18 protein-coding genes are annotated in these 19,488 nt (G+C 69.8%); 6 read left to right on the forward strand and 12 right to left on the reverse strand.

Going from position 1 to position 19,488, the window contains the following annotated elements; genetic code table 11:
* Window positions 1-60 precede the first annotated feature (60 nt).
* Entirely contained in the window at window positions 61-1,212 is a 1,152-nt protein-coding gene (locus D9R14_RS15130; RefSeq protein WP_121624170.1) for a patatin-like phospholipase family protein, read from the forward strand.
* Window positions 1,213-1,221: 9 nt separating this feature from the next.
* On the opposite strand, the gene D9R14_RS15135 is transcribed toward D9R14_RS15130, so the two are convergent.
* From D9R14_RS15135 to galU, 7 genes are all read right to left on the reverse strand, one after another.
* A complete protein-coding gene (locus D9R14_RS15135; protein WP_245420820.1) occupies window positions 1,222-1,977 on the reverse strand; it encodes a sulfite exporter TauE/SafE family protein in 756 nt (251 codons plus the stop codon).
* 193 nt (window positions 1,978-2,170) lie between these two features.
* Complete coding sequence (locus D9R14_RS15140; RefSeq protein ID WP_121624172.1) at window positions 2,171-5,647, reverse strand: indolepyruvate ferredoxin oxidoreductase family protein; 3,477 nt, start codon at window positions 5,645-5,647, stop codon at window positions 2,171-2,173.
* A gap of 198 nt (window positions 5,648-5,845) precedes the next feature.
* Window positions 5,846-6,337, reverse strand: coding sequence for a GNAT family N-acetyltransferase (locus tag D9R14_RS15145; RefSeq protein WP_121624173.1), 492 nt, complete (start codon window positions 6,335-6,337; stop codon window positions 5,846-5,848).
* A complete protein-coding gene (locus tag D9R14_RS15150; RefSeq protein WP_121624174.1) occupies window positions 6,334-6,603 on the reverse strand; it encodes a type II toxin-antitoxin system TacA family antitoxin in 270 nt (89 codons plus the stop codon). The genes D9R14_RS15145 and D9R14_RS15150 overlap by 4 nt, the downstream gene beginning before the upstream one ends.
* Before the next feature lie 54 nt (window positions 6,604-6,657).
* Window positions 6,658-7,665: a nickel/cobalt transporter gene (locus D9R14_RS15155; RefSeq protein WP_121624175.1), complete on the reverse strand. Its 1,008-nt coding sequence runs from the start codon at window positions 7,663-7,665 to the stop codon at window positions 6,658-6,660.
* Complete coding sequence (locus D9R14_RS15160) at window positions 7,662-8,294, reverse strand: DUF1007 family protein (RefSeq protein ID WP_121624176.1); 633 nt, start codon at window positions 8,292-8,294, stop codon at window positions 7,662-7,664. Before D9R14_RS15160 ends, D9R14_RS15155 begins: the two co-directional genes overlap by 4 nt.
* A 99-nt stretch (window positions 8,295-8,393) precedes the next feature.
* Window positions 8,394-9,293, reverse strand: a complete 900-nt coding sequence (gene galU, locus D9R14_RS15165; RefSeq protein WP_121624177.1) for a UTP--glucose-1-phosphate uridylyltransferase GalU — start codon at window positions 9,291-9,293, stop codon at window positions 8,394-8,396.
* A 425-nt stretch (window positions 9,294-9,718) separates the two neighbouring features.
* Here galU and D9R14_RS15170 point away from each other — a divergent pair, with 425 nt between their 5' ends.
* Window positions 9,719-11,014 (forward strand): lytic murein transglycosylase, encoded by a 1,296-nt coding sequence (locus D9R14_RS15170; RefSeq protein ID WP_121624178.1) that lies wholly within the window; start codon window positions 9,719-9,721, stop codon window positions 11,012-11,014.
* A gap of 169 nt (window positions 11,015-11,183) precedes the next feature.
* Window positions 11,184-12,416, forward strand: a complete 1,233-nt coding sequence (locus D9R14_RS15175; protein ID WP_121624207.1) for an ABC transporter substrate-binding protein — start codon at window positions 11,184-11,186, stop codon at window positions 12,414-12,416.
* Window positions 12,417-12,461: 45 nt separating this feature from the next.
* On the opposite strand, the gene D9R14_RS15180 is transcribed toward D9R14_RS15175, so the two are convergent.
* Entirely contained in the window at window positions 12,462-13,079 is a 618-nt protein-coding gene (locus D9R14_RS15180; RefSeq protein WP_121624179.1) for a YqgE/AlgH family protein, read from the reverse strand.
* Window positions 13,080-13,319: 240 nt separating this feature from the next.
* Between D9R14_RS15180 and D9R14_RS15185 the strand changes: the two genes are divergently transcribed.
* On the forward strand, window positions 13,320-14,102 hold the full coding sequence (locus D9R14_RS15185; protein WP_170168628.1) for a protein-disulfide reductase DsbD domain-containing protein: 783 nt from the start codon (window positions 13,320-13,322) through the stop codon (window positions 14,100-14,102).
* Between the two features lie 99 nt (window positions 14,103-14,201).
* Window positions 14,202-14,687 (forward strand): peroxiredoxin, encoded by a 486-nt coding sequence (locus tag D9R14_RS15190; protein ID WP_121624181.1) that lies wholly within the window; start codon window positions 14,202-14,204, stop codon window positions 14,685-14,687.
* 213 nt (window positions 14,688-14,900) lie between these two features.
* Here D9R14_RS15190 and D9R14_RS15195 read toward each other — a convergent pair whose 3' ends face one another.
* From D9R14_RS15195 to D9R14_RS15210, 4 genes are all read right to left on the reverse strand, one after another.
* A complete protein-coding gene (locus D9R14_RS15195) occupies window positions 14,901-15,119 on the reverse strand; it encodes a YdcH family protein (protein ID WP_121624182.1) in 219 nt (72 codons plus the stop codon).
* Between the two features lie 158 nt (window positions 15,120-15,277).
* Window positions 15,278-15,973, reverse strand: a complete 696-nt coding sequence (locus tag D9R14_RS15200) for an ABC transporter ATP-binding protein (RefSeq protein WP_121624183.1) — start codon at window positions 15,971-15,973, stop codon at window positions 15,278-15,280.
* Complete coding sequence (locus D9R14_RS15205) at window positions 15,970-17,217, reverse strand: ABC transporter permease (protein ID WP_121624184.1); 1,248 nt, start codon at window positions 17,215-17,217, stop codon at window positions 15,970-15,972. Before D9R14_RS15205 ends, D9R14_RS15200 begins: the two co-directional genes overlap by 4 nt.
* Entirely contained in the window at window positions 17,214-18,284 is a 1,071-nt protein-coding gene (locus D9R14_RS15210) for an efflux RND transporter periplasmic adaptor subunit (protein WP_121624185.1), read from the reverse strand. Before D9R14_RS15210 ends, D9R14_RS15205 begins: the two co-directional genes overlap by 4 nt.
* Window positions 18,285-18,492: 208 nt before the next feature.
* Between D9R14_RS15210 and D9R14_RS15215 the strand changes: the two genes are divergently transcribed.
* Window positions 18,493-19,470 (forward strand): tyrosine recombinase XerC, encoded by a 978-nt coding sequence (locus D9R14_RS15215; RefSeq protein ID WP_121624186.1) that lies wholly within the window; start codon window positions 18,493-18,495, stop codon window positions 19,468-19,470.
* The last annotated feature ends 18 nt before the right edge of the window (window positions 19,471-19,488 follow it).

Below are 19,488 nucleotides of genomic sequence, written 5' to 3' on the forward strand. Positions count from 1 at the left end.
ATGCGCGGCGCGCCCGCCCATCCCGCCATCGCCCGACGCCGCGCCCGGAGATGAGACGACATGAACCCGCATGCCAAGGCCTTGCCCGCCGACCTCTGCGACATGATCAACGAGTATGACCGCGTCGCCCTCGTGTTCCAGGGCGGCGGCGCGCTCGGCGCCTACCAGGCCGGGGTCTACGAGGCGCTGTCGGAGACCGGCTGCGAGCCGAACTGGATTTCCGGCGTTTCGATCGGCGCCATCAACTCGGCCATCATCGCCGGCAACACGCCGGAGAACCGGCTGCCGCGACTTCGGGAATTCTGGGAGACCATCTCCCGCCGCAAGGTGCTGCCCTGGACGCCGGAGGGCGACGTGTTCCGCGCCATGCGCAACCAGTTCAGCGCGTCCATGACCATCCTGCAGGGCCAGCCGGGCTTCTTCCGCCCTCGCTTCCCCAACCCCTGGCTGCTGCCCACCGGCGCCACCGGCGCCACCTCCTTCTACGACACCTCGCCGCTGCACGAGACGCTGCTGAAGCTGGTGGACTTCGACATCATCAATTCCGGCGAGAAGCGCTTCTCGGTCGGCGCGGTGAACGTGCGCACCGGCAATTTCATCTATTTCGACAACAAGATCCACACCATCGGGCCGGAGCACATCATGGCCTCCGGCGCGTTGCCGCCGGGCTTCCCGGCCATCAAGATCGAGGGCGAATACTATTGGGACGGCGGCGTCGTCTCCAACACCCCGCTCCAGTTCCTGCTGGACCAGCCGGACCATCCGAGCGCGCTGGTGTTCCAGGTGGACCTGTTCAGCGCCCGCGGGCCGCTGCCGCGCGACATGTTCGACGTCTCCGAGCGGCAGAAGGACATCGCCTATTCGAGCCGCACCCGCTACACGACCGACGTGTTCCGCCGGGTCCAGGAGTTGCGCGCCAAGCTCTACGAATCGCTGCTGCGCATCCCCGAGCAGCTGCGCACGCCGGAAGACCAGCAGCTGATCGACGAATACGGCGCCTCCGGCCCGGTCAACATCTGCCACCTGATCTATCAGGAGAAGACCTACGAGCGGGAATTCAAGGACTACGAATTCTCCGGCACCTCCATGCGCGATCACTGGCAGACCGGCTACGAGGACACGCTAAAGACGCTCTCGCGCCGCGAATGGCTGAAGAAGCCGGACGATTCCATCGGCATCGTCGTCCACGACATCCACCGCCTGTCGGAGTGACGGCGGCGCTCAGGCCGTGAGCTTGAGGATGCCGCGCGCGGCCATGTAGAGGCCGAGCAGCGTGAGGAAGCCGAAGAAGATCCGCGAGAACAGCTCGGGCGAGGCCATGATGCGCAGGCGCCGCCCGAGGTTCAGCCCGAGCCCCGCCGGCAGCAGCGCCGCGATCGAGGCGCCGATGATCCACGGGTCCAGCAGCGGCGCGCCCGAACTGCCGGGCCACATCAGGATCGGCATCATCGCGAAAGAGGCCACCATGAAGTTCAGGCCCAGCGCCTGCACCATGTCGTCCCGCCCGAGCCCCAGCGCCTTGAAGAACACCACCGCCGGCAGCATCGCCATGCTGGTCATGCCGTTGATGACGCCGGTGGCGAGGCCGACGACCGGCGCGAGCGGCCCCTCCCACCCCTCCGGCAGGTGGACGTGGACGGAGGCGAGGCCGAGCAGGCCGTAGCAGCACACGACGATGCCCATGGCCGGCAGGGTGAACGGCGAATCGAGCCCGCCGATGCCGAAGCCGCCGATGAAGGTGCCCACCGTCAGGCCGGTCATCATGCTGGCGAAGCGCCGCGCGGTGGAGCGCGCGCCCGGCCCGGTGGCGTATTGCCAGACATTGGTGAAGGCGGCGGGAATGATGAGCAGCGCCACGGCCTGCGGCGGCGGCAGGATCAGCGTGAGCAGGCCGATGGCGACCGTGGGCATCCCCATGCCCACCATGCCCTTCACCGCGCCGGCGAGGACCATCACGAAAAAACCGATGAGGATCACGCTGGGTATCATCGCGGGCAAAGCGGGGGAGGAAGCCTCTTCTTGCGCCTTCCCGGCGCGGCGCGCAACCGTCCGGACGCGTCATAAAAGCTTATGGCTCCATGACTCTTCTTCATGGGAGCGGCGCGGCCGCGCCGCGCGTCGCGCGCCGGGAAGGGGCGGGGGCTCATCGCCCCCGGCCCTGCCTGTGCGCCTACTCGGCCGCCACTGCGGCGGGCGCCGCCGGTGCGTCGAAGCGCGCGAGGAGGCTCGCCTCCTCGGCCTTGGCGGCAGCGAGGTGGCGTTCCTTCACCGGCCCGTAGCCGCGGATCTTCTCCGGGATCGCGGCGATCGCCACCGCCACGGCATGGTTGGCGAGGTCGAGCCGGGGCAGCAGCGTGCCGATGGTGCGCTCATAGTCGGCGACCAGCCGGCGCTCGGTGCGGCGCTCGGCGCTGTAGCCGAACACGTCGAGCGCGGTGCCGCGCAGCCCCTTGAACTTCGCCAGAACGCCGAGCGCCTTCAGCATCCAGGGGCCGAAGCTCATCTTGCGCGGCTCCCCGGTCGCGGGGTTGGCGCGGGCGAGAAGCGGCGGCGCCATGTGGAACTCGAAGCGCAGCGTGCCGTCGAAGGCGCCGTCCACCTGGCGCAGGAAGTCGCCATCGGTGAACAGCCGGGCGACCTCGTACTCGTCCTTGTAGGCCATGAGCTTGTAGAGGTTCCGGGCGACCGCCTCCGCAAGGCCGGAGCGGCCCGGCGCGCGCGCGGCCTCGGCGGCGCGCACCTTCTCGACCAAGGCGCGATAGCGCGCCGCATAGGCGGCGTCCTGGTAGAGCGTGAGGTCGGCGACGCGGCGGGCGATCACCTCGTCGAGGTCCTGCGACAGGCGGCGCGCCGGCGAGCCCTCGCCCTTCGGCGCGGCAAGCTGCTCCACCCGCGCCGGATCGTACGCCGCGCGGCGGCCCCACAGGAAGGCGGCCTTGTTCATGGCGACCGCCTCGCCGTTCAGCTCGATGGCGCGCTCGATCGCCTCGGCCGACACCGGCAGGGCGCCGAACTGGTAGGCGTAGCCCACCATGAAGATGTTCTGCGCCAGCGAGTTGCCGAACAATGCGGTGGCGAGGCGGTTGGCCTCGATGAAGTGGGTGTTCTCCGGCCCCGCCGCCTGGGAGATGGTGCGCTTGATGCGCTCGGTGGGCAGCGAATAGTCCGCGTTGCGGGTGAAGTCGCCCGGCAGCACCTCGTGGGTGTTGACCACCACCAGCGTCTTGCCCGGCTTCACCGCGGCCAGCACCTTCTTGGTGCCGGCGACGACGATGTCGCCGCCCAGCACCACGTCGGCGCCGCGGGCGGGAACCCGGATGGCGGTGATGTCGGCGGGGTCCCTGGCAAGGCGGATGTGGCTGTAGACCGCGCCGCCCTTCTGGGCGAGGCCGGCCATGTCGATCATGCCGCAGGCCTTGCCCTCAAGGTGCGCCGCCATGCCGATGATGGCGCCGATGGTGACGACGCCGGTGCCGCCCACCCCGGTGGCGATGATGCCGTAGGTGCCGTCGATCTCCGGCAAAACGGGAACGGGCAGGGCCGCCCATTCGCCGCCGCCCGCCGCCGCGCCGGCCGCCTTCTTCGGCTTCGCGCCATGGACCGTGACGAAGGACGGGCAGAAGCCGTTCACGCACGAGAAGTCCTTGTTGCAGGACGACTGGTCGATCTCGCGCTTGCGGCCCCACTCGGTCGCCAGCGGCTGGACCGACACGCAGTTGGACTTCACGCCGCAGTCGCCGCAGCCTTCGCACACGCGCTCGTTGATGATGACGCGCTTGTCCGGGTCCGGGAAGGCGCCGCGCTTGCGGCGGCGCCGCTTCTCGGAAGCGCAGGTCTGGTCGTAGATCAGGACCGTCACGCCCGGGATTTGCGCCAGTTCGCGCTGGACCTCGTCGAGGTCGTCCCGGTGGCGGATGGTGAGCCCGCCGGGCCACAGCGTGTTCGGCGGATACTTGTCCGGCTCGTCGGTCACGACGACCACGCGCTTCGCGCCCTCGGCCGCCACCTGCCGCGCGATCACCGGAACGGTGAGGTCGCCCTCGTGGTGCTGCCCGCCGGTCATGGCAACGGCATCGTTGAACAGGAGCTTGTAGGTGACGTTCACGCCCGAGGCGATCGACGCGCGCAGCGCCAGGTAGCCGGAATGGTTGTAGGTGCCGTCGCCGAGATTCTGGAACACATGGCCGCGCTTGGAGAACGGCGCTTCGCCGATCCAGTTGGCGCCCTCGCCGCCCATCTGGGTGAAGCCGGTGGTCTCCCGGTCCATCCACTGCACCATGTAGTGGCAGCCGATTCCGGCATAGGCGCGCATGCCCTCGGGCACCTTGGTGGAGGTGTTGTGCGGGCAGCCGGAGCAGAAATAGGGGATGCGGTTCGCCACGTCGCCGGTGGCGGCGAGCACGCGCTGCGCCTCCTCCAGCTCGCCGACGCGCTGGGCGATGTCCGGCATGTCGCCATAGGCCAGAAGGCGGCGGCCGAGCTGGATGGCGATGTCGTTCGGGTCGAGCGCGCCCTTCACCGGGAACATCCAGCGGCCCTGCTCGTCCTTCTTGCCGATGCAGACCGGCTGGTTGGCGGTGCCGTAAAGCTCCTCGCGCACCTGCACCTCGATGAGGGAGCGCTTCTCCTCCACCACCATGATGAGGTCGAGGCCGCGCGCGAATTCCTGGAGCCCCTGCGTCTCCAGCGGCCAGGGGCAGGCCACCTTCCAGATGCGGATGCCGAGGTCGTTGGCGCGCACTTCGTCGATGCCCAGCTCGTCCAGCGCCAGGCGCACGTCGAGATAGGACTTGCCGACGGTCGCGATGCCGATGCGCGGGCGCGCCCCGCCCGAGGTGATGAAGCGGTTGAGGCGGTTGGCCCTCAGATAATGCAGGATGGCGTCGCGCTTGAATTCCTGGAGCCGCTCCTCCTGCGCGATGGGGGTGTCGCCGAGGCGGATGTTGAGGCCGCCGGGCGGCATGGCGAAGTCGGTCGGCGTGACGATCGACACCCGGTCCAGGCGCCCGTCGACGATGCCGGTGCTCTCGATGGTGTCCTTCACCGCCTTGAGGCCGACCCAGGTGCCGGAGAAGCGCGACAGCGCCCAGGCATGCAGGCCGTAGTCGATGATCTCCTGAACGCCGGCGGGATTGAGCACCGGGATCATCACGTCGACGAAATGGAACTCGCTCTGGTGCGCGGTGGTGGAGCTCTCGCAGGTGTGATCGTCGCCCATCAGCGCGATCACGCCGCCATGCTTGGCCGTGCCGGCATTGTTGGCGTGGCGGAACACGTCGCCGGAGCGGTCGACGCCCGGCCCCTTGCCGTACCAGAGGCCGAACACGCCGTCGAAGCGGCCTTCCCCGCGCAGCTCCGCCTGCTGGGAGCCCCACAGGGCGGTTGCCGCCAGATCCTCGTTGAGGCCCGGCTGGAACTTGATGTCGTTGGCCTTCAAAAGCCGGTCTGCGCGGCCGAACTGCTGGTCGAGCCCGCCGAGCGGGGAGCCGCGGTAGCCCGTCACGTAGCCGGCCGTGTTGAGGCCGGCGCGGCGGTCGCGCTCCTTCTGCATCAATGCGAGGCGCACCAGCGCCTGGGTGCCGGAGACGAACACCCGCTCCTGCGAAAGGTCGTACTTGTCGTCGAGCGATACGGGCTTGAGAGCCATGGGCGCCTCCGGGGCGCGGCCAGCGCGGGACAAACCGCCGCAGCCGTCTTCCGTTCTAGGCTGGCACGGAGTGTCGCACCCGGCAATTTCGTTGTTCAAACTCTAATCGAAACGAAATTGCCCAAAAGCCAAGCGTGACGAATTTTGGTGCATTGCGGCATGCGGGGGCGCGGTGCAGCATCCGGAAAGCGGGCACTGTCAGAGCGCCGCTCTCAGCTCTTCCAGTGTGACCATCAGCGTCGTCGGCTCCGAAGGCGACGGGGCAAGGCCTATGGCTTGATAGAATCTCGCCGCCTCGTCTGAGAGAGCGTGCACCATCAGCCCGCGGATGCCGATGGCGTCGGCTGCGGACAGCACCCGCAGAGCGGCATCGCGGAACAGCGCGCAGCCCAGGCCGCGGCCCTGGTAGCGCGTGTCGATGGCCAGCCGGCCGAGGATCGCCATCGGGATCGGCTCCGGCATGTTGCGCCGGATCCTGCCGGTGGCGCCGGCGCAGGCGAGCGCGCCCGACGCAAGGGCGTAATAGGCGACGATGCGGCTCCCGTCCGCCACCACATAGGTGCGCGATGCGCCGGTCTGCTGGTTGCCGAGGGCGCGCCGCCTCAGCCAGTCGTCGAGGCTGGGCTGGCCGCAGGCGAACGACGCCGCATCGTGGTCCGGCCGGATGGGGGCCGGCGCGGACAGCGTCACTCCCACTGGGCCTTGGTCCGCATGGTGCGCTTCAACTGATCGCTGGGTGCCGGCGGCGCGTCCAGGCGCGCGAGGAAGTCGGCGTAGGCCTGGTCCCCCACCTGCACCAGCGCGCGGTCGAGCAGCACGTCCACCGCGGCGCGGCGGGCCGCCTCCAGAATGAAGTCCGTGCGCGACTTGCCCTGTGCCTTGGCCGCCCAGTCGATGAGGCTGCGGTCATCGGGCCGGATGCGCATGTTGAGGGCGTCGCGGGCTGGGGATGTCATGATCGTCCTCCCCGTGCCTTCTAGCAGAACGTAATGACATTGTCATTGCGTCAGTCACCCCGGCAGCAGGCGCTCGCTCTCCAGGTAGCCGGTGAGCAGGCCGAGGCCGAACGCCATCACCAGCAGCGCCGCCGCGAGCTCGATGCCGCTCATCACCGCCGCCGCCCAGCGGGCATCGGATGCGGCGATGCGCACCGCGATGCGCTTGGAGTAGACCGCCAGCGCGGCGATGGCGGACACGGTGAGCGCGGTGCCGAGCCCCATGGCGAATGCGGCGGCCACCCCGCTCATGAACACGCCCTGGGAGAGCGCGAAGGTGAGCACCAGGATGGCGCCCGAGCACGGCCGCGCGCCGGCGGAGAGCACCGCCACCGCCGCCCGCTTGAGGCCGCCGGCTCCGGTGGCCGCGACCAGCGCGGGATCGGGCATATGGCCCTCGCAGCCGCAGTCGTCGCCGTGCGCGTGACCCACCGGCCGGCCGGTGAGCGCGCCGAGGAAGGCGCGGCCCTTCACGATCGCGAGATAGAGCCCGAAGGCGGCGATGGCGCCGTAGGCGGTGATCTCCACCACGTTCATGGCGCGCGCCATGCTCACCGCCGTCGCGTTCAGCACCAGCGCCAGGATGCCGACGAACAGGATGGCGGCGAGCGCCTGCACCATGCCGGCGGCGAGCGAGAGCAGCGCGCCGCGCCTGAGCGTGCCGCCGTCGGCCAGCAGATAGGAGGAGATGACCGCCTTGCCGTGGCCCGGCCCCGCCGCGTGGAATACACCATAGGCGAAGGACAGGCCGGCGAGCAGCCAGAAAGCGTGCCCGTCCGCCTTGGCGGCGCGCACCGCCTGAACCAGGGCGCGGTAGAATTCCGCCTGCTTGGCGAGGATGAAGCCGGGGATGCCGGAGGGCGGCGCCGCGGCCGGTGCACCGATCCCGAACGGCGAGGTCTTCGGCCCGGTGCCGAGCGCCTGGGCGAGGGCCGGCTCCGCCGCGGCGAGAACCAACAGGCCGCCGCCGAGCGCGGCGCCCACGAGGAGCGCGCGCCCGAGCGGACCGAGGCGAGGCCTCACCGGCAGCTCACCTTGATCTTGTCCGCGAACTGGGCGCCATAGTCGGAGCCGGCCGTCAGGTTGGTGAAGAAGCTCTCGGAGAGCGTGGTGCTCGGCCCCGATCCCGGCGTCGGCGAGATCGCCTCGGCGGTACATCCGGGCGGGGCGCCAGCGGACGACACGGCATCCTTCTCGGCGAAGGAGAAGGAGACGAAGATGGTGGGGTCGTAGATGTCGAAGCTCAAGGTCTTCGCGGCGATGGGCGTCTTCAGCGGCAGAGTGAAGTGCAGCGTCAGCGTCTCGTTCTCGTAGGTGAGGTAGTAGTCAACCGGGTCCTTGAAGGCGATCTTCGCGGTGGCCGTCTTGCCCTTCACGAAGTAGTCGTACTCCTTCAGCGAGGTGACGTTCACCTCGGCGAGCGGCTTCAGCACGTCGGCGCCATAGGTCCCGTCCTTCTGCTTCTCCATGCCCTGGAGCGCGAAGGCGCTGAAGGCGTCGTCGAAGGTCCAGGCCTGCTTGAGGGCGGTGAGCTTGCCGTCGGCGAACACCAGCTCGGTCTTCGTCGTCACCCACACATGGGGGTGCGCCTCGGCGCGCGCGGAGAGCGCGAGGAGGAATGCGAGGCAGAACACGAATCGCAGAAGGCGCATGGCGGCTCCGGTGGGCTGCACATGCCTCGCCCGCGACTTCGGCGGAATGGTGGCGGCGCGCGCCGGCGCGCACCTGATACGCGGCGGTCCCGGCCGGTCTCAGCCGGCGTTGAGCATGCCGCGCAGCTCCGCCTCGAAGGCGGGGGCGATGTCCTCGCGCGAGAGCGCGTAGGCCACATTCGCCATCAGGAAGCCGATCTTCGAGCCGCAGTCATAGATCGCGCCGTCGAACGTGACGGCATAGAACGGCTCGCGCTCCATCAGCTTCAGCATGGAATCGGTGAGCTGGATCTCGCCGCCGGCGCCGGTCTCCTGGCTCGCCAGCAGGTCGAAGATGCCGGGCTGGAGGATGTAGCGGCCGGAGATGGCGAGATTGGACGGCGCGGTGCCGGCCTTGGGCTTCTCCACCATCTTCTCGATGGCGTGCACGCCCGGCGCGGCCTCGGCGCCCTTGCCGACGATGCCGTACTGGTGGGTCTGGTCGTCCGGCACCTCGTAGACCGCGATCATGTTGCCGCCGGTCTTCTCATAGGCTTCCACCATGGAGCCGAGGCAGCCCTTGGTGTTGCCGTTGCCGGGCTTGGCCATGTGGAGCATGTCCGGCAGCAGCAGCGCGAACGGCTCGTCGCCGATGATGTCGCGCGCGCACCACACGGCGTGGCCGAGCCCGAGGGGGAGCTGCTGGCGGGTGAAGGAGGTGGTGCCGGCCTTCGGCGTGTCGCGGTCGAGCTGTTCCAGCTCCTTGGTCTTGCCGCGCTCTTCCAGCGTGCGCTCCAGCTCGAACTGGCGGTCGAAATGGTCCTCGATGACAGCCTTGTTGCGGCCCGTGACGAACACGATGTGCTCGATGCCCGCCGCCCGCGCCTCGTCCACCACGTGCTGCACCACGGGGCGGTCGACGACGGTCAGCATCTCCTTCGGCACCGCCTTGGTGGCGGGCAGGAAGCGCGTGCCGAGGCCGGCGACGGGCAGGATCGCTTTGCGGATGGGCTTGGCCATGTATGAGGGTCCGTCCTGTTCTTTCCGGAGCGCGGCGATTGCCTAGCACGAAACCGTGAGGGTTCCGCAAGGAATGCCTTGGGGACGAGGCAGGTTCCCCGGGGGGGCGCGTCTATGTGCAGCGCAGCACGTTCTATGCGTCGGCGCAACGCCGAAGACGAGCCGCGCACGTGTCTGTGGTGGATGAGTCGGAGGGGCGGTGTCGCCCTACGGCCAGCGAGGGAACGCCGTCGCGCTGCCGAACATTGAGCGGATCGCGCTCCGGGCGGGTCGGGCCGGCGGCTCCCAAAATCTTGCCTTACGTTAACCGCGGCGCAACCATATTGCGCCCCCATAGGTCCCGCTGGGCCGTTGCGCGCATTGCCGCCGCCGGTCCGCGCAGGGAGACTTCGGGACGGCCGGAGCGCCGGAAGAGGAAGAGAGCCATGGCTTCGAGAACACCCCTGAACGCCACCGGCGTGATGCTGGCGCTCGCGGCAGCCTGCCTCATCACACCCGCCGCCGCCCAGGCGCAGACCACGGGTTCCATCGACCCCTCGGGCCAGACCCGCTTCGTGCATCCGGACATGGCGCCGGAGGTGATCGCCCGCGCCGAGGCGAACTTCCCGAACTGCATCCGCGGCATGTGGCCGGAGGCGCAGGCGCGCGGCGTCAGCCGCCAGACCTTCGAGCGCTATACCAGCCGGCTCCAGCCGGACATGCGCATCATGACCTTCCTCGACAGCCAGCCGGAATTCTCCAAGCCCGTCGGCGACTACGTGAACATGCTGGTCACCGAGTTCCGGGTGAAGAAGGGCCGGGAGGTGCTGGAGCGCTACAAGCCGATCTTCGACCAGGTGGAGAAGGCCTATGGCGTCGACCGCTATGCGGTGGCGGCCATCTGGGGCATCGAATCCACCTATGGCGATCCCAAGGGCACCGGCTCGCGCTCGGTGCTGACCTCCACCGCCACGCTCGCCTGCATCGGCCGGCGGCAGGACTATTTCCGCGGCGAGTTCCTGGCGACGCTCCAGATTCTTCAGAGCGGCGACGTGCCGAACGACCACCTGACCGGCTCCTGGGCCGGCGCGTTCGGGCCGACCCAGTTCATGCCCACCTCGTTCCAGCAGTTCGCGGTCGACTTCGACGGCGACGGCAAGCGCGACGTGGTGACCTCGATCCCCGACATCATCGCCTCCACCGCCAACAACCTGAAGCTGGATGGCTGGCAGTTCGGCAAGACCTGGGGCTACGAGGTGGTGCTGCCGAACGGCTTCGACTACCGCCTGGCGCGGCGCGAGCTGAAGCAGCCGATCGCGAAATGGGCGTCCCTCGGCATCACCCGCCCGGGCGGACGGGCCTTCCCGCGCGGCGCCGACGAGGCCTACCTGCTGCTGCCGGCGGGCGGCGACGGGCCCGGCTTCCTGATGGTCGAGAACTTCGACGTCATCCGCAAGTACAACCCGGCCGACGCCTACGCCCTCGCCATCGGCCATCTGGCCGACCGGCTGCGCGGCGGCGGCAGCTTCGCGCAGGCCTGGCCGAAGGAGGCCCGCGGCCTCTCGCGCGGCGAGCGGGTGGAGATCCAGCAGCGCCTCACCCAGAAGGGCTATGACGTCGGCAATCCCGACGGCATCATCGGCACCCAGACCCGCGTGGCGATCCAGCAGTTCCAGGCGCGCGCCGGCCTGCGGGCGGACGGCTATCCCAACACCAGGCTGCTCGACGCCCTGCGGCGCTGAGCGCACCCTGCGCAGGCGCGGTTGACGGGCCGGGCGGGCAGCGCCTCCCCGTTGCGGGCGCGGCGCCGGCGGCGCGAAACCCGTTGACACCCCGGCCCGGCACCTCTCTCTAGCGTCTCGGAAACCCCAGCGGGGCGAGCCGCGCCCGCGACGCGAAGGAGAGATGCCGATGCCCGCTCCGCTTGCCCCGTTCCCGCGCTCCCGCCGCGCGCTGCTCGCCGCCGGGGCGCTCGGCCTCCTCGCCGCGCTGGCGCCCGGCGCGGCGACGGCGCAGGAGCCGATCCGCATTGGCGAGATCAATTCCTATTCCACCATCCCCGCCTTCACCGAGCCCTACCGCAAGGGCTGGCAGCTGGCGCTGGAGGAGGTGAACGCCGCCGGCGGCCTGCTCGGCCGCAAGGTGGAGGTAATCTCCAAGGACGACGCCGGCAAGCCGGCCGATGCCATCACCGCAGCCAACGAGCTCGTCGCCTCCGACAAGGTGGCCATGCTGATGGGCACCTTCTTCTCGCATGTGGGCCTCGCGGTTTCCGACTTCGCCAAGCAGAGGAAGGTCTTCTTCCTCGCCGCCGAGCCGCTCACCGACGCCATCGTCTGGGACAAGGGCAACGCCTACACCTTCCGCCTGCGCCCCTCCAACTACATGCAGGCGGCCATGCTGGCGGAGGAGGCGGCCAAGCTCCCGGCCAAGCGCTGGGCCTCTATCGCGCCGAACTACGAATACGGCCAGTCGGCGGTGGCGGTGTTCAAGAAGCTGCTCTCCGAGAAGCGCCCGGACATCGAGTGGGTGGCCGAGCAGTGGCCGCCCCAGGGCAAGATCGACGCCGGGCCGGTGGTGCAGGCCATCGCCGCGGCGAAGCCCGACGCGATCCTCAACGTCACGTTCGGCCCCGACCTCGCGAAGCTGGTGCGCGAGGGCACCACGCGCGGCCTGTTCAAGGACCGCGCGGTGGTGAGCTTCCTCACCGGCGAGCCGGAATATCTCGACCCGATGAAGGACGAGGCGCCGGTGGGCTGGATCGTCACCGGCTATCCCTGGCAGGTCATCGACACGCCCGCGCACCAGACGTTCCTGAAGGCGTACCAGGCCAAGTTCGCCGACTATCCGCGCCTCGGCTCCATCGTCGGCTACTCGGCCATGAAGGCGGCGGCGGCGATCATCGCCAAGGCCGGCTCCACCGACACCGACAAGCTGGTCGCGGCGGCCAAGGGGATTAGGGTCGACACGCCGTTCGGCACCGTCACCTTCCGCGCCGGCGACCACCAGTCGACGCTCGGCGCCTTCGTCGGCACCATCGCGGTGAAGGACGGCAAGGGTGTCATGGAGGGCGTGGTGTACCGCGACGGCGCGCTCTATCTGCCGCCGGAGGCCGACGCCGCGAAGCTGCGCCCGGCCGACTGAGCGGGCGCCCCACGGCGCGGGCCGCCAAGCCCGCGCCGTGCGTCGTCAGGCGTGTCCGGCCTCGGACGAGAGCATGCCGGGGTCGATGCCGAGCTTGCGCAGGGCGAGATCGTATTTCGCATCCGTGCCGCCGCCGAACACGAGGTCGAAATCGGCGGCGCAATGGAGCCAGCCATTGGCCTGGATCTCCATCTCCAATTGGCCCGGCGCCCAGCCGGCATAGCCGAGCGCGAGGACCGCGCTCTTCGGGCCGTGTCCGCCGGCGATGGCTTTGAGGATGTCGAGCGTGGCCGTCAGGCAGATGTCGTCGTCGATCGGCAGCGTGGAATTCTCGATGAAATAGTCCGCCGAATGCAGCACGAAGCCGCGCCCGGTCTCCACCGGGCCGCCGCGCAGCACCTTGATGCCCTCGGCGCGCTTCGGCAGCAGGATGCGGTCGGAGGCGGGCACCACGTCGAGCTGGACCAGCAGTTCGGCGAAGTCGATGTGGCTCGCCGGCTGATTGACGACGATCCCCATCGCCCCTTCCGCAGAGTGGGCGCACAGATAGATGAGCGTGCGGGCGAACTGCTCGTCGCGCATGGCCGGCATGGCGATGAGCATCTGGCCGTCGAGGAAGTCCGGATCCCCTTCCGGCGGTCCGAGCCTGGAGATATCGATCATCGCAGAAGGCTACCGCGCCGCGCCCGATTTGGGAATGCGCCACGTCGGCCACGACCGCGCGTGAGGCTGGGCGCACCCGCTCCGGCACGGGATTTTTCCCGCACCGTCACGCCCTTGTGCTCGCGGGCCCTTTGCACGCGGCCCCGGAAGGCGCTACCCCGCTTGGCCATGATGTCGGCAGCCGTTCGTCCCCTCCGCTTCGGGCTTTCCGCGCTCGCCTTTGCGCTTGCGGCGGCGCTGGTGCGTTCGGCCGCAGCGGGCGAGAGCGCACCGGTTTCGGTGCAGGGCGCAGAGGTGCGGCTGATCTCGGGATCGATCACCGGGGACGTCGCCCAGGCGGGCCTGGAGATCAGGCTGGCGCCACACTGGAAGACCTATTGGCGCTATCCGGGCGATGCCGGCGTGCCGCCTCAGATCGAGTGGGCGGGGTCCCATAACGTGCTCGGGGTGGAGATGGCGTGGCCCGCGCCGCGGCGCTTCGCCGACGGGGCCGGCGTCTATTCCATCGGCTACAAGGGCAATGTGCTGTTCCCGCTGGCGGTCACGCTGGCCGATCCCAAGGCGCCGGCGCGGCTCCACCTCAAGCTCGACTTTGCCGTCTGCGAGGCGCTGTGCCTGCCGGCGCAGGCGGAATTCTCGCTGGTGATCGACGGCAAGGATGCGGCGGCCGCCGACGCGCGCATCGCCCAGGCGCGCGCTCTGGTGCCGCAGGCGGCGCCGCTGGCCGGCGCCGATGCGCCGGCGGTGACATCCGTTTCCATCGACCGGTCCAAGTCGCCGGCGGAACTCGTGGTGGAGGCCCGCGTCCAGAACCCCAAGGCCGACCTGTTCGTGGAAGGGCCGGACCCGCGCTGGGCGCTGCCGCTGCCGCAGAAGACCGCGCTGCCCGACGGCAAGGCGCGCTTCGTGCTCGCGGTGGACGGTCTGCCCCCGAACACGGACATCGAGGGCGCACGGCTCACCTTCACGCTGGTGGATGCGCCCCGTGCGGTCGCTGTCGAGCACACGATCCCGACCCGATGAGCGTCACTGACGCAACGGATGTCGACGCTTTCCTCCTCCGGAAAACTACGTATTGTCGCGCAGCGGCTGAACCTGGGCCGCAATCCATCGGAGCGCTCCATGCCCATCTCGGTCGGTGATACCCTTCCCTCCGCTACCTTTCGCCTGATGACGGCCGATGGCCCGGTGCCGAAGAGCAGCGACGAGGTCTTCAAGGGCAAGAAGGTCGTGCTGTTCGCGGTGCCCGGCGCCTTCACGCCCACCTGCCACAAGAACCACCTGCCGGGCTATCTCGCCGAGGCGGAGGCCATCAAGGCGAAGGGCGTGGACACCATCGCCGTGGTTTCGGTCAACGATCCCTTCGTCATGGGCGCCTGGGAGAAGGCGAGCGGGGCGGACGGCAAGATCGTCTTCCTCGCCGATGCCGATGCCACCTTCGCCAAGGCCCTCGACCTCACCTTCGACGGCTCGGCCGCCGGCCTCGGCCTGCGCTCCAAGCGCTTCTCCATGCTGGTGGAGGACGGCGTGGTGAAGGTGCTGAACGTGGAGGACGTGCCCTCCAAGGCCGACGTCTCCAGCGCCGCCGCCATGCTCGGCGCGCTCTGAGGCGCGCTCCGCGTCAGGGGCGGGTTGCGCGAGACGCCTTATCATCCCGCCGTCATCCCCCGGCTTGTCCGGGGGATCCACCCAGCGGCGGGGAGCGCGGTTGCGGCCCTCGGGCGCCCGGGATGGGGCTGGCGTGGATGCCCCGGACGAGCCGGGGCATGACGTCGCGGGGGGAGCGCGGTCGCGGGAGAGGGTGCGCTGGCGCGCCGATCCTCAGGCGATGATGTCGGGGAAGAGTTCGTCCTCCACCTGGCCGATGCGATCCTTGAGCTGCAGCTTGCGCTTCTTCAGCCGCTGCACTTGGAGCACGTCCGAGCCCGCCACCGCGGTCAAGGCCTCGATCGCCGCGTCGAGATCGCGATGCTCCTGTCTGAGGCGTTCCAGCAGGGCCTTGAGGTCCCGCTCCTGCTCACGATCGTCCTGGCTCGTCATGCCCCCATCCGTCACCCTGCGGCGCCTTGACGCATCCTGTTGCCATCGGCGATGCGTCGCGCCGGCCTTGCCTGCCGGGTCGGCGCCCTAGCCTGGAAGTCTTCCTGACTATGGCACGGGCGTGCCGCACCGCAAGGTGGCGCTTCGTCCGGGGTCGGTCAGGCCTGGCCGGCCTCGTCGACGATGCGTCCGTCCACCACCCGCACCTGGCGGTCGGCCCGCGCCGCCAGAGCAAGGTCGTGGGTGACGATCACCACCGCCCGCTTCTCCGCGTCCACCAGCCGGCGCAGGATGGCGAACACCTGCTCGGTGGAATGGGTGTCGAGATTGCCGGTGGGCTCGTCGGCGAGCAGCACCGCAGGGTCGTTGGCGAGTGCGCGGGCGATGGCGACGCGCTGGCGCTGCCCGCCGGAGAGCTGGTCCGGGCGCTTGCGCGCATGGGCCTCCAGGCCGAGCGAGCCGAGCAGCGCCAGCCCGCGCGCCTCCATGGCCGCGCCCGTCAGCCGGCCAAGCGCGCGCATGGGCAGCAGCACGTTCTCCAGCGCCGTGAACTCCGGCAGGAGAAAGTGGAACTGGAACACGAAGCCCAGCTTTTCCAGGCGGATCGCCGCGCGCGCGTCCTCCGGCAGGCGGCTGGTGGCGCGGCCCTCCACATAGACCTCTCCGGTGGTGGGCAGGTCCAGCAGGCCGAGCAGATAGAGCAGCGACGACTTGCCGGACCCGGACGGTCCCGTGATGGCCAGGAATGTGCCTGGCGCAACGGCAAGATCGGCGCCGGTGATGAGAGTCGCTGGCACCTCGCCGGTGATGACGCGGCCGAGGTTTTCCGCGCGGATCAGGGGCGTGCCGTTCACGAGGCGCCCCGGATGATGTCCACCGGCTGGAGCGAGGCGGCCTTTCGTGCCGGCAGATAGGCCGCGACCAGGGACGCGCTCAGGGCCACCGCCCCGGCAAGCGCGTAGTGCAGCGGCGAATAATAGATGGGAAGGTGGGTCGCATCCATGAACGGGCTCTTGATCGCCACCTGGCCCATGGCGAGCGAGAGGCCGAGGCCGAGCGCGAAGCCGAGCGCGGTGCCGATCAGCCCGATCACCAGGCCCTCCAGCACGAAGATGGTGCGCACCAGCCGCTCGGTGAGGCCGAGAGACTTCATGATGGCGATGTCGCGCGTCTTCTCGTGGGTGATGGTGGAGATGATGTTGTAGGTGCCGAACGAGGCCACCAGCAGGATCGCGCCTACCACCATGTACATGATGAGGTTGCGGATCTCGAAGGCGGAGAGCAGGTCCTCGTGCGCCTCCTGCCACGACACGGACTTGTAGCCGGTCTCGGCCTCGATGCGGGCGGCGATCTCGCGCGCCGCCATCACGTCCTGCGCCTTCACGCGGATCTCGTTCACGAGGCCGGTCTGGCCGGCGAGAATCTGCGCCGTCTTCACCAGCACATAGGCCTGGCTGTCGTCGGCGGAGGCGACGCCGGTGTGGGAGAAGGCCACGACGGTGCATAGAAGCACCTGCCCGGTGCCCCCCGTCACAGACACCACGTTGCCCACCCGCGCGCCGATCTTGCCTGCCAGCCCGTCGCCCAGGATGATGGCGTTGGAGGCGCGGTAGAGATCGGCGAGCGTGCCCTGGCGGATCTGCGTCGGCAGCTTGGAGACCTCGCCCTCGCGCTTGGGATCGATGCCGATCACGCTCGCGGTGCGGTCGCGCCCGGCGAAGCGCACCACCGCCTTGGCCTGCACCGAGGGCGCCACCGCCCCGTCCACCCAGCCCGATATGGCGGACATCATGGCGAACGGGTTCTTGATGCCGGGCCGGATCGCCTTGGTCGTGAGGCCCTGGATGGCGGCCGCGTCATAGGCCTCCTCGGCCGGCTGCGGCGAGGGATGGCGCCGCTCGTCGCTCACCAGGATATGCGGCAGCGCGTCGACGAGCTGGGTGATGAAGTCGCGCTGGGAGCCCTCCATCAGCGCCGCCATCATCACCGAGAAGCCGACGCCGGTGGCGACGCCGAGCACGCCCACCAGCGTCTGCCGCGCCCGGCTGCGCACATGGGTGAGCGCGATGGAAACGGCGAGGCCGAGGCGCGCGCTCACGGCGCCGCCCCCTTCGGTGCGCCCTCAGATCCGGTGGCCGCGCCTTTGTCGAGCAGCGTCGCGCCGAGAACGCGCACGCGCTCGCCGTTCCGCATGGCGCTGGTGGCGGGGCTCGCCACGAGGTCGCCTTCCTTGAGGCCCGACAGAACCTCGCTCATGCGCGTCCCGCGCAGGCCGAGCTTCAGCTCGGTGCGGACCAGGCGCCGCCCCTCGATGCGGAAGGCGGCATCGCCGATCAGCGCCTCGCCGGGCACCAGCAGCACGTTGTCGCGCTCGGCGACGACGATGTTCGCCTCGACGCTCATGCCGATGGCGAGGGGCGTGTCGTCGGGCAGCGAAAGATAGACGCGGAAGGTCTTGTTCACCGGATCGCCCTTGGGGGTGATCTCGGCGACGGTTCCCTCCAGCAATTGGTCCGGGTAGCCGTCATTGCGCAGCAGCACCTTCTGGCCCACCTTCACGCGCGGAATGTCGTCCTCGTTCACGTCGGCGACGATGCGCAGGGGCCGCGGCTCGCCGATCCAGAACAGGGTGGTGTCGCCGGTGGTGGCGAGCACCTCGCCCACTTCGCCGTCCTTGCGCAGGATTACGCCGTCCATGGGCGCGCGCAGCTTCAGCTCCTCGATGCGCTGCTTCTGCGCCTCCACCCGCGCCTCATACTCGCGCAGTTGCGTGAGCACCTGCTCATAGGTGGTCTGGCTCGCCACCTGCCGCTCCATGAGGCTCTTTGCACGGGCCACGTCGCCTTCGAGGCGCGCCCGGCGCGCCTCCATCTCGGCGAGCGTCGCCTGCTCCACCGAATCGTCCAGCTGCGCCAGCAGGTCGCCCTGCTTCACCCTTTGCCCCTCGCAATCGCAGATCGAGACGATGCGCTGGCGCTGCAGCGTCGACACCTTGGCCCAGCGGCGCGGCTCCACCACGCCGGTGGCATAGACGATCTCCGCCGCCGTCCCCCGGCGCACCGCCACCGCTTTCACCTCGGCGAGATGCGTGAAGCGCCAGGCCGCGACGCCCGCCGCGGCGAGCAGAAGGACCAGCAGGATGCGCAGCCAGGTCCGGGATTTCATGGGGTGGCGAGGCTCCGCATTGCGTTCCGTCCTTAGGTCGGGCGGCCAGAGAGTGGCCCGAACCTGGGTCCTGTCCTTGCGCTCCCGCAATGGAGGAATTCGGCCGCATTCTCCTTCAGGGATTGTGAAGGCCTTTGCTTGCTAATCGAAGAGGGCGGCGAAGGCATGTTTCGGTTTGCAACGAGATGTAACGTGCGGGAGGCGGACCATGGCCATGAGCGACCAGGACAAGGCCGCCCGCGCGGAGGGTGCGCTCATGGCGGCCGCTGCGCCGGACGTGGCGCGGGCCGCCCGCGCCTGGCTCGACCGGCTGGCGCACGAGCGGCGCCTTTCGCCCAAGACGCGCGAGGCCTATGCCCGCGACCTTTCCCTGGTCCTGCTGCGCCTGAAGGACCATCTCGGGGCGCCGCCGCGCCTTGGCGATCTGGCCGCGCTGAGGCCCGCCGATGTGCGCGCGGTCCTGGCGGCGCGCCGGGCCGACGGGGTGGCGCCGCGAACCCTGGTGCGCCTGCTCGCCGCCGCCCGCTCCTTCGCCCGGCATCTGGAGCGGGAAGGGGAGGGGAAGGTCGGCGCGCTGGCGGCCGTGCGCGCGCCCAAGGTGGGCAAGAGCCTGCCGAAGCCCGTGAGCGTGGACGCCGCCCGCGCGCTCGCCGACCCGGCCACCCGCGCGGGGGAGGACCGCGAGCCCTGGGTCCTCGCCCGCGACGCCGCCGTTCTCGCGCTGCTCTACGGCGCGGGGCTGCGCATCTCCGAGGCGCTGTCGCTCACCCCAGTGATGGTCGCGGGCGGCGCGGACCAGGTCACGATCCTCGGCAAGGGCGGCAAGGCGCGCATGGTGCCGTTGATCGCGCCGGTGCGGGCGGCGATCGCGGACTATGTGGCGCTCTGCCCCTATGCGCTCGAGGCGGAGGGCCCGCTGTTCCGCGGCGCCAAGGGTGCCAAGCTGTCGCCGCGCATCGTCCAGGGCGCGGTGGAGCGCATGCGCGGTGCCCTCGGCCTGCCGGCGAGCGCGACGCCCCACGCCTTGCGCCACTCCTTCGCGACCCACCTTCTGGCGCGCGGCGGCGACCTGCGCTCGATCCAGGAATTGCTGGGCCACGCCTCGCTCTCCACCACCCAGATCTACACCCAGGTGGACCAGGCGGCGCTCATGGCCGCCTACAGGGCCGCGCACCCGCGGGCGTGAGGCGGACGCAGGCCTCTT

The sequence above is a fragment of the Xanthobacter tagetidis genome, from assembly GCF_003667445.1.
GTDB lineage: Bacteria > Pseudomonadota > Alphaproteobacteria > Rhizobiales > Xanthobacteraceae > Xanthobacter > Xanthobacter tagetidis.

Bases quoted from the DNA above. Each gene is read 5' to 3' on its own strand.
- D9R14_RS15170 (WP_121624178.1), top strand. From the start codon at position 9,719: ATGGCTTCGAGAACACCCCTGAACGCCACCGGCGTGATGCTGGCGCTC.
- D9R14_RS15160 (WP_121624176.1), bottom strand. From the start codon at position 8,294: ATGCGCCTTCTGCGATTCGTGTTCTGCCTCGCATTCCTCCTCGCGCTC.
- D9R14_RS15190 (WP_121624181.1), top strand. From the start codon at position 14,202: ATGCCCATCTCGGTCGGTGATACCCTTCCCTCCGCTACCTTTCGCCTG.
- D9R14_RS15140 (WP_121624172.1), bottom strand. From the start codon at position 5,647: ATGGCTCTCAAGCCCGTATCGCTCGACGACAAGTACGACCTTTCGCAG.
- D9R14_RS15180 (WP_121624179.1), bottom strand. From the start codon at position 13,079: ATGATCGATATCTCCAGGCTCGGACCGCCGGAAGGGGATCCGGACTTC.
- D9R14_RS15195 (WP_121624182.1), bottom strand. From the start codon at position 15,119: ATGACGAGCCAGGACGATCGTGAGCAGGAGCGGGACCTCAAGGCCCTG.
- D9R14_RS15210 (WP_121624185.1), bottom strand. From the start codon at position 18,284: ATGAAATCCCGGACCTGGCTGCGCATCCTGCTGGTCCTTCTGCTCGCC.
- D9R14_RS15215 (WP_121624186.1), top strand. From the start codon at position 18,493: ATGGCCATGAGCGACCAGGACAAGGCCGCCCGCGCGGAGGGTGCGCTC.
- D9R14_RS15175 (WP_121624207.1), top strand. From the start codon at position 11,184: ATGCCCGCTCCGCTTGCCCCGTTCCCGCGCTCCCGCCGCGCGCTGCTC.
- D9R14_RS15130 (WP_121624170.1), top strand. From the start codon at position 61: ATGAACCCGCATGCCAAGGCCTTGCCCGCCGACCTCTGCGACATGATC.
- D9R14_RS15150 (WP_121624174.1), bottom strand. From the start codon at position 6,603: ATGACATCCCCAGCCCGCGACGCCCTCAACATGCGCATCCGGCCCGAT.
- galU (WP_121624177.1), bottom strand. From the start codon at position 9,293: ATGGCCAAGCCCATCCGCAAAGCGATCCTGCCCGTCGCCGGCCTCGGC.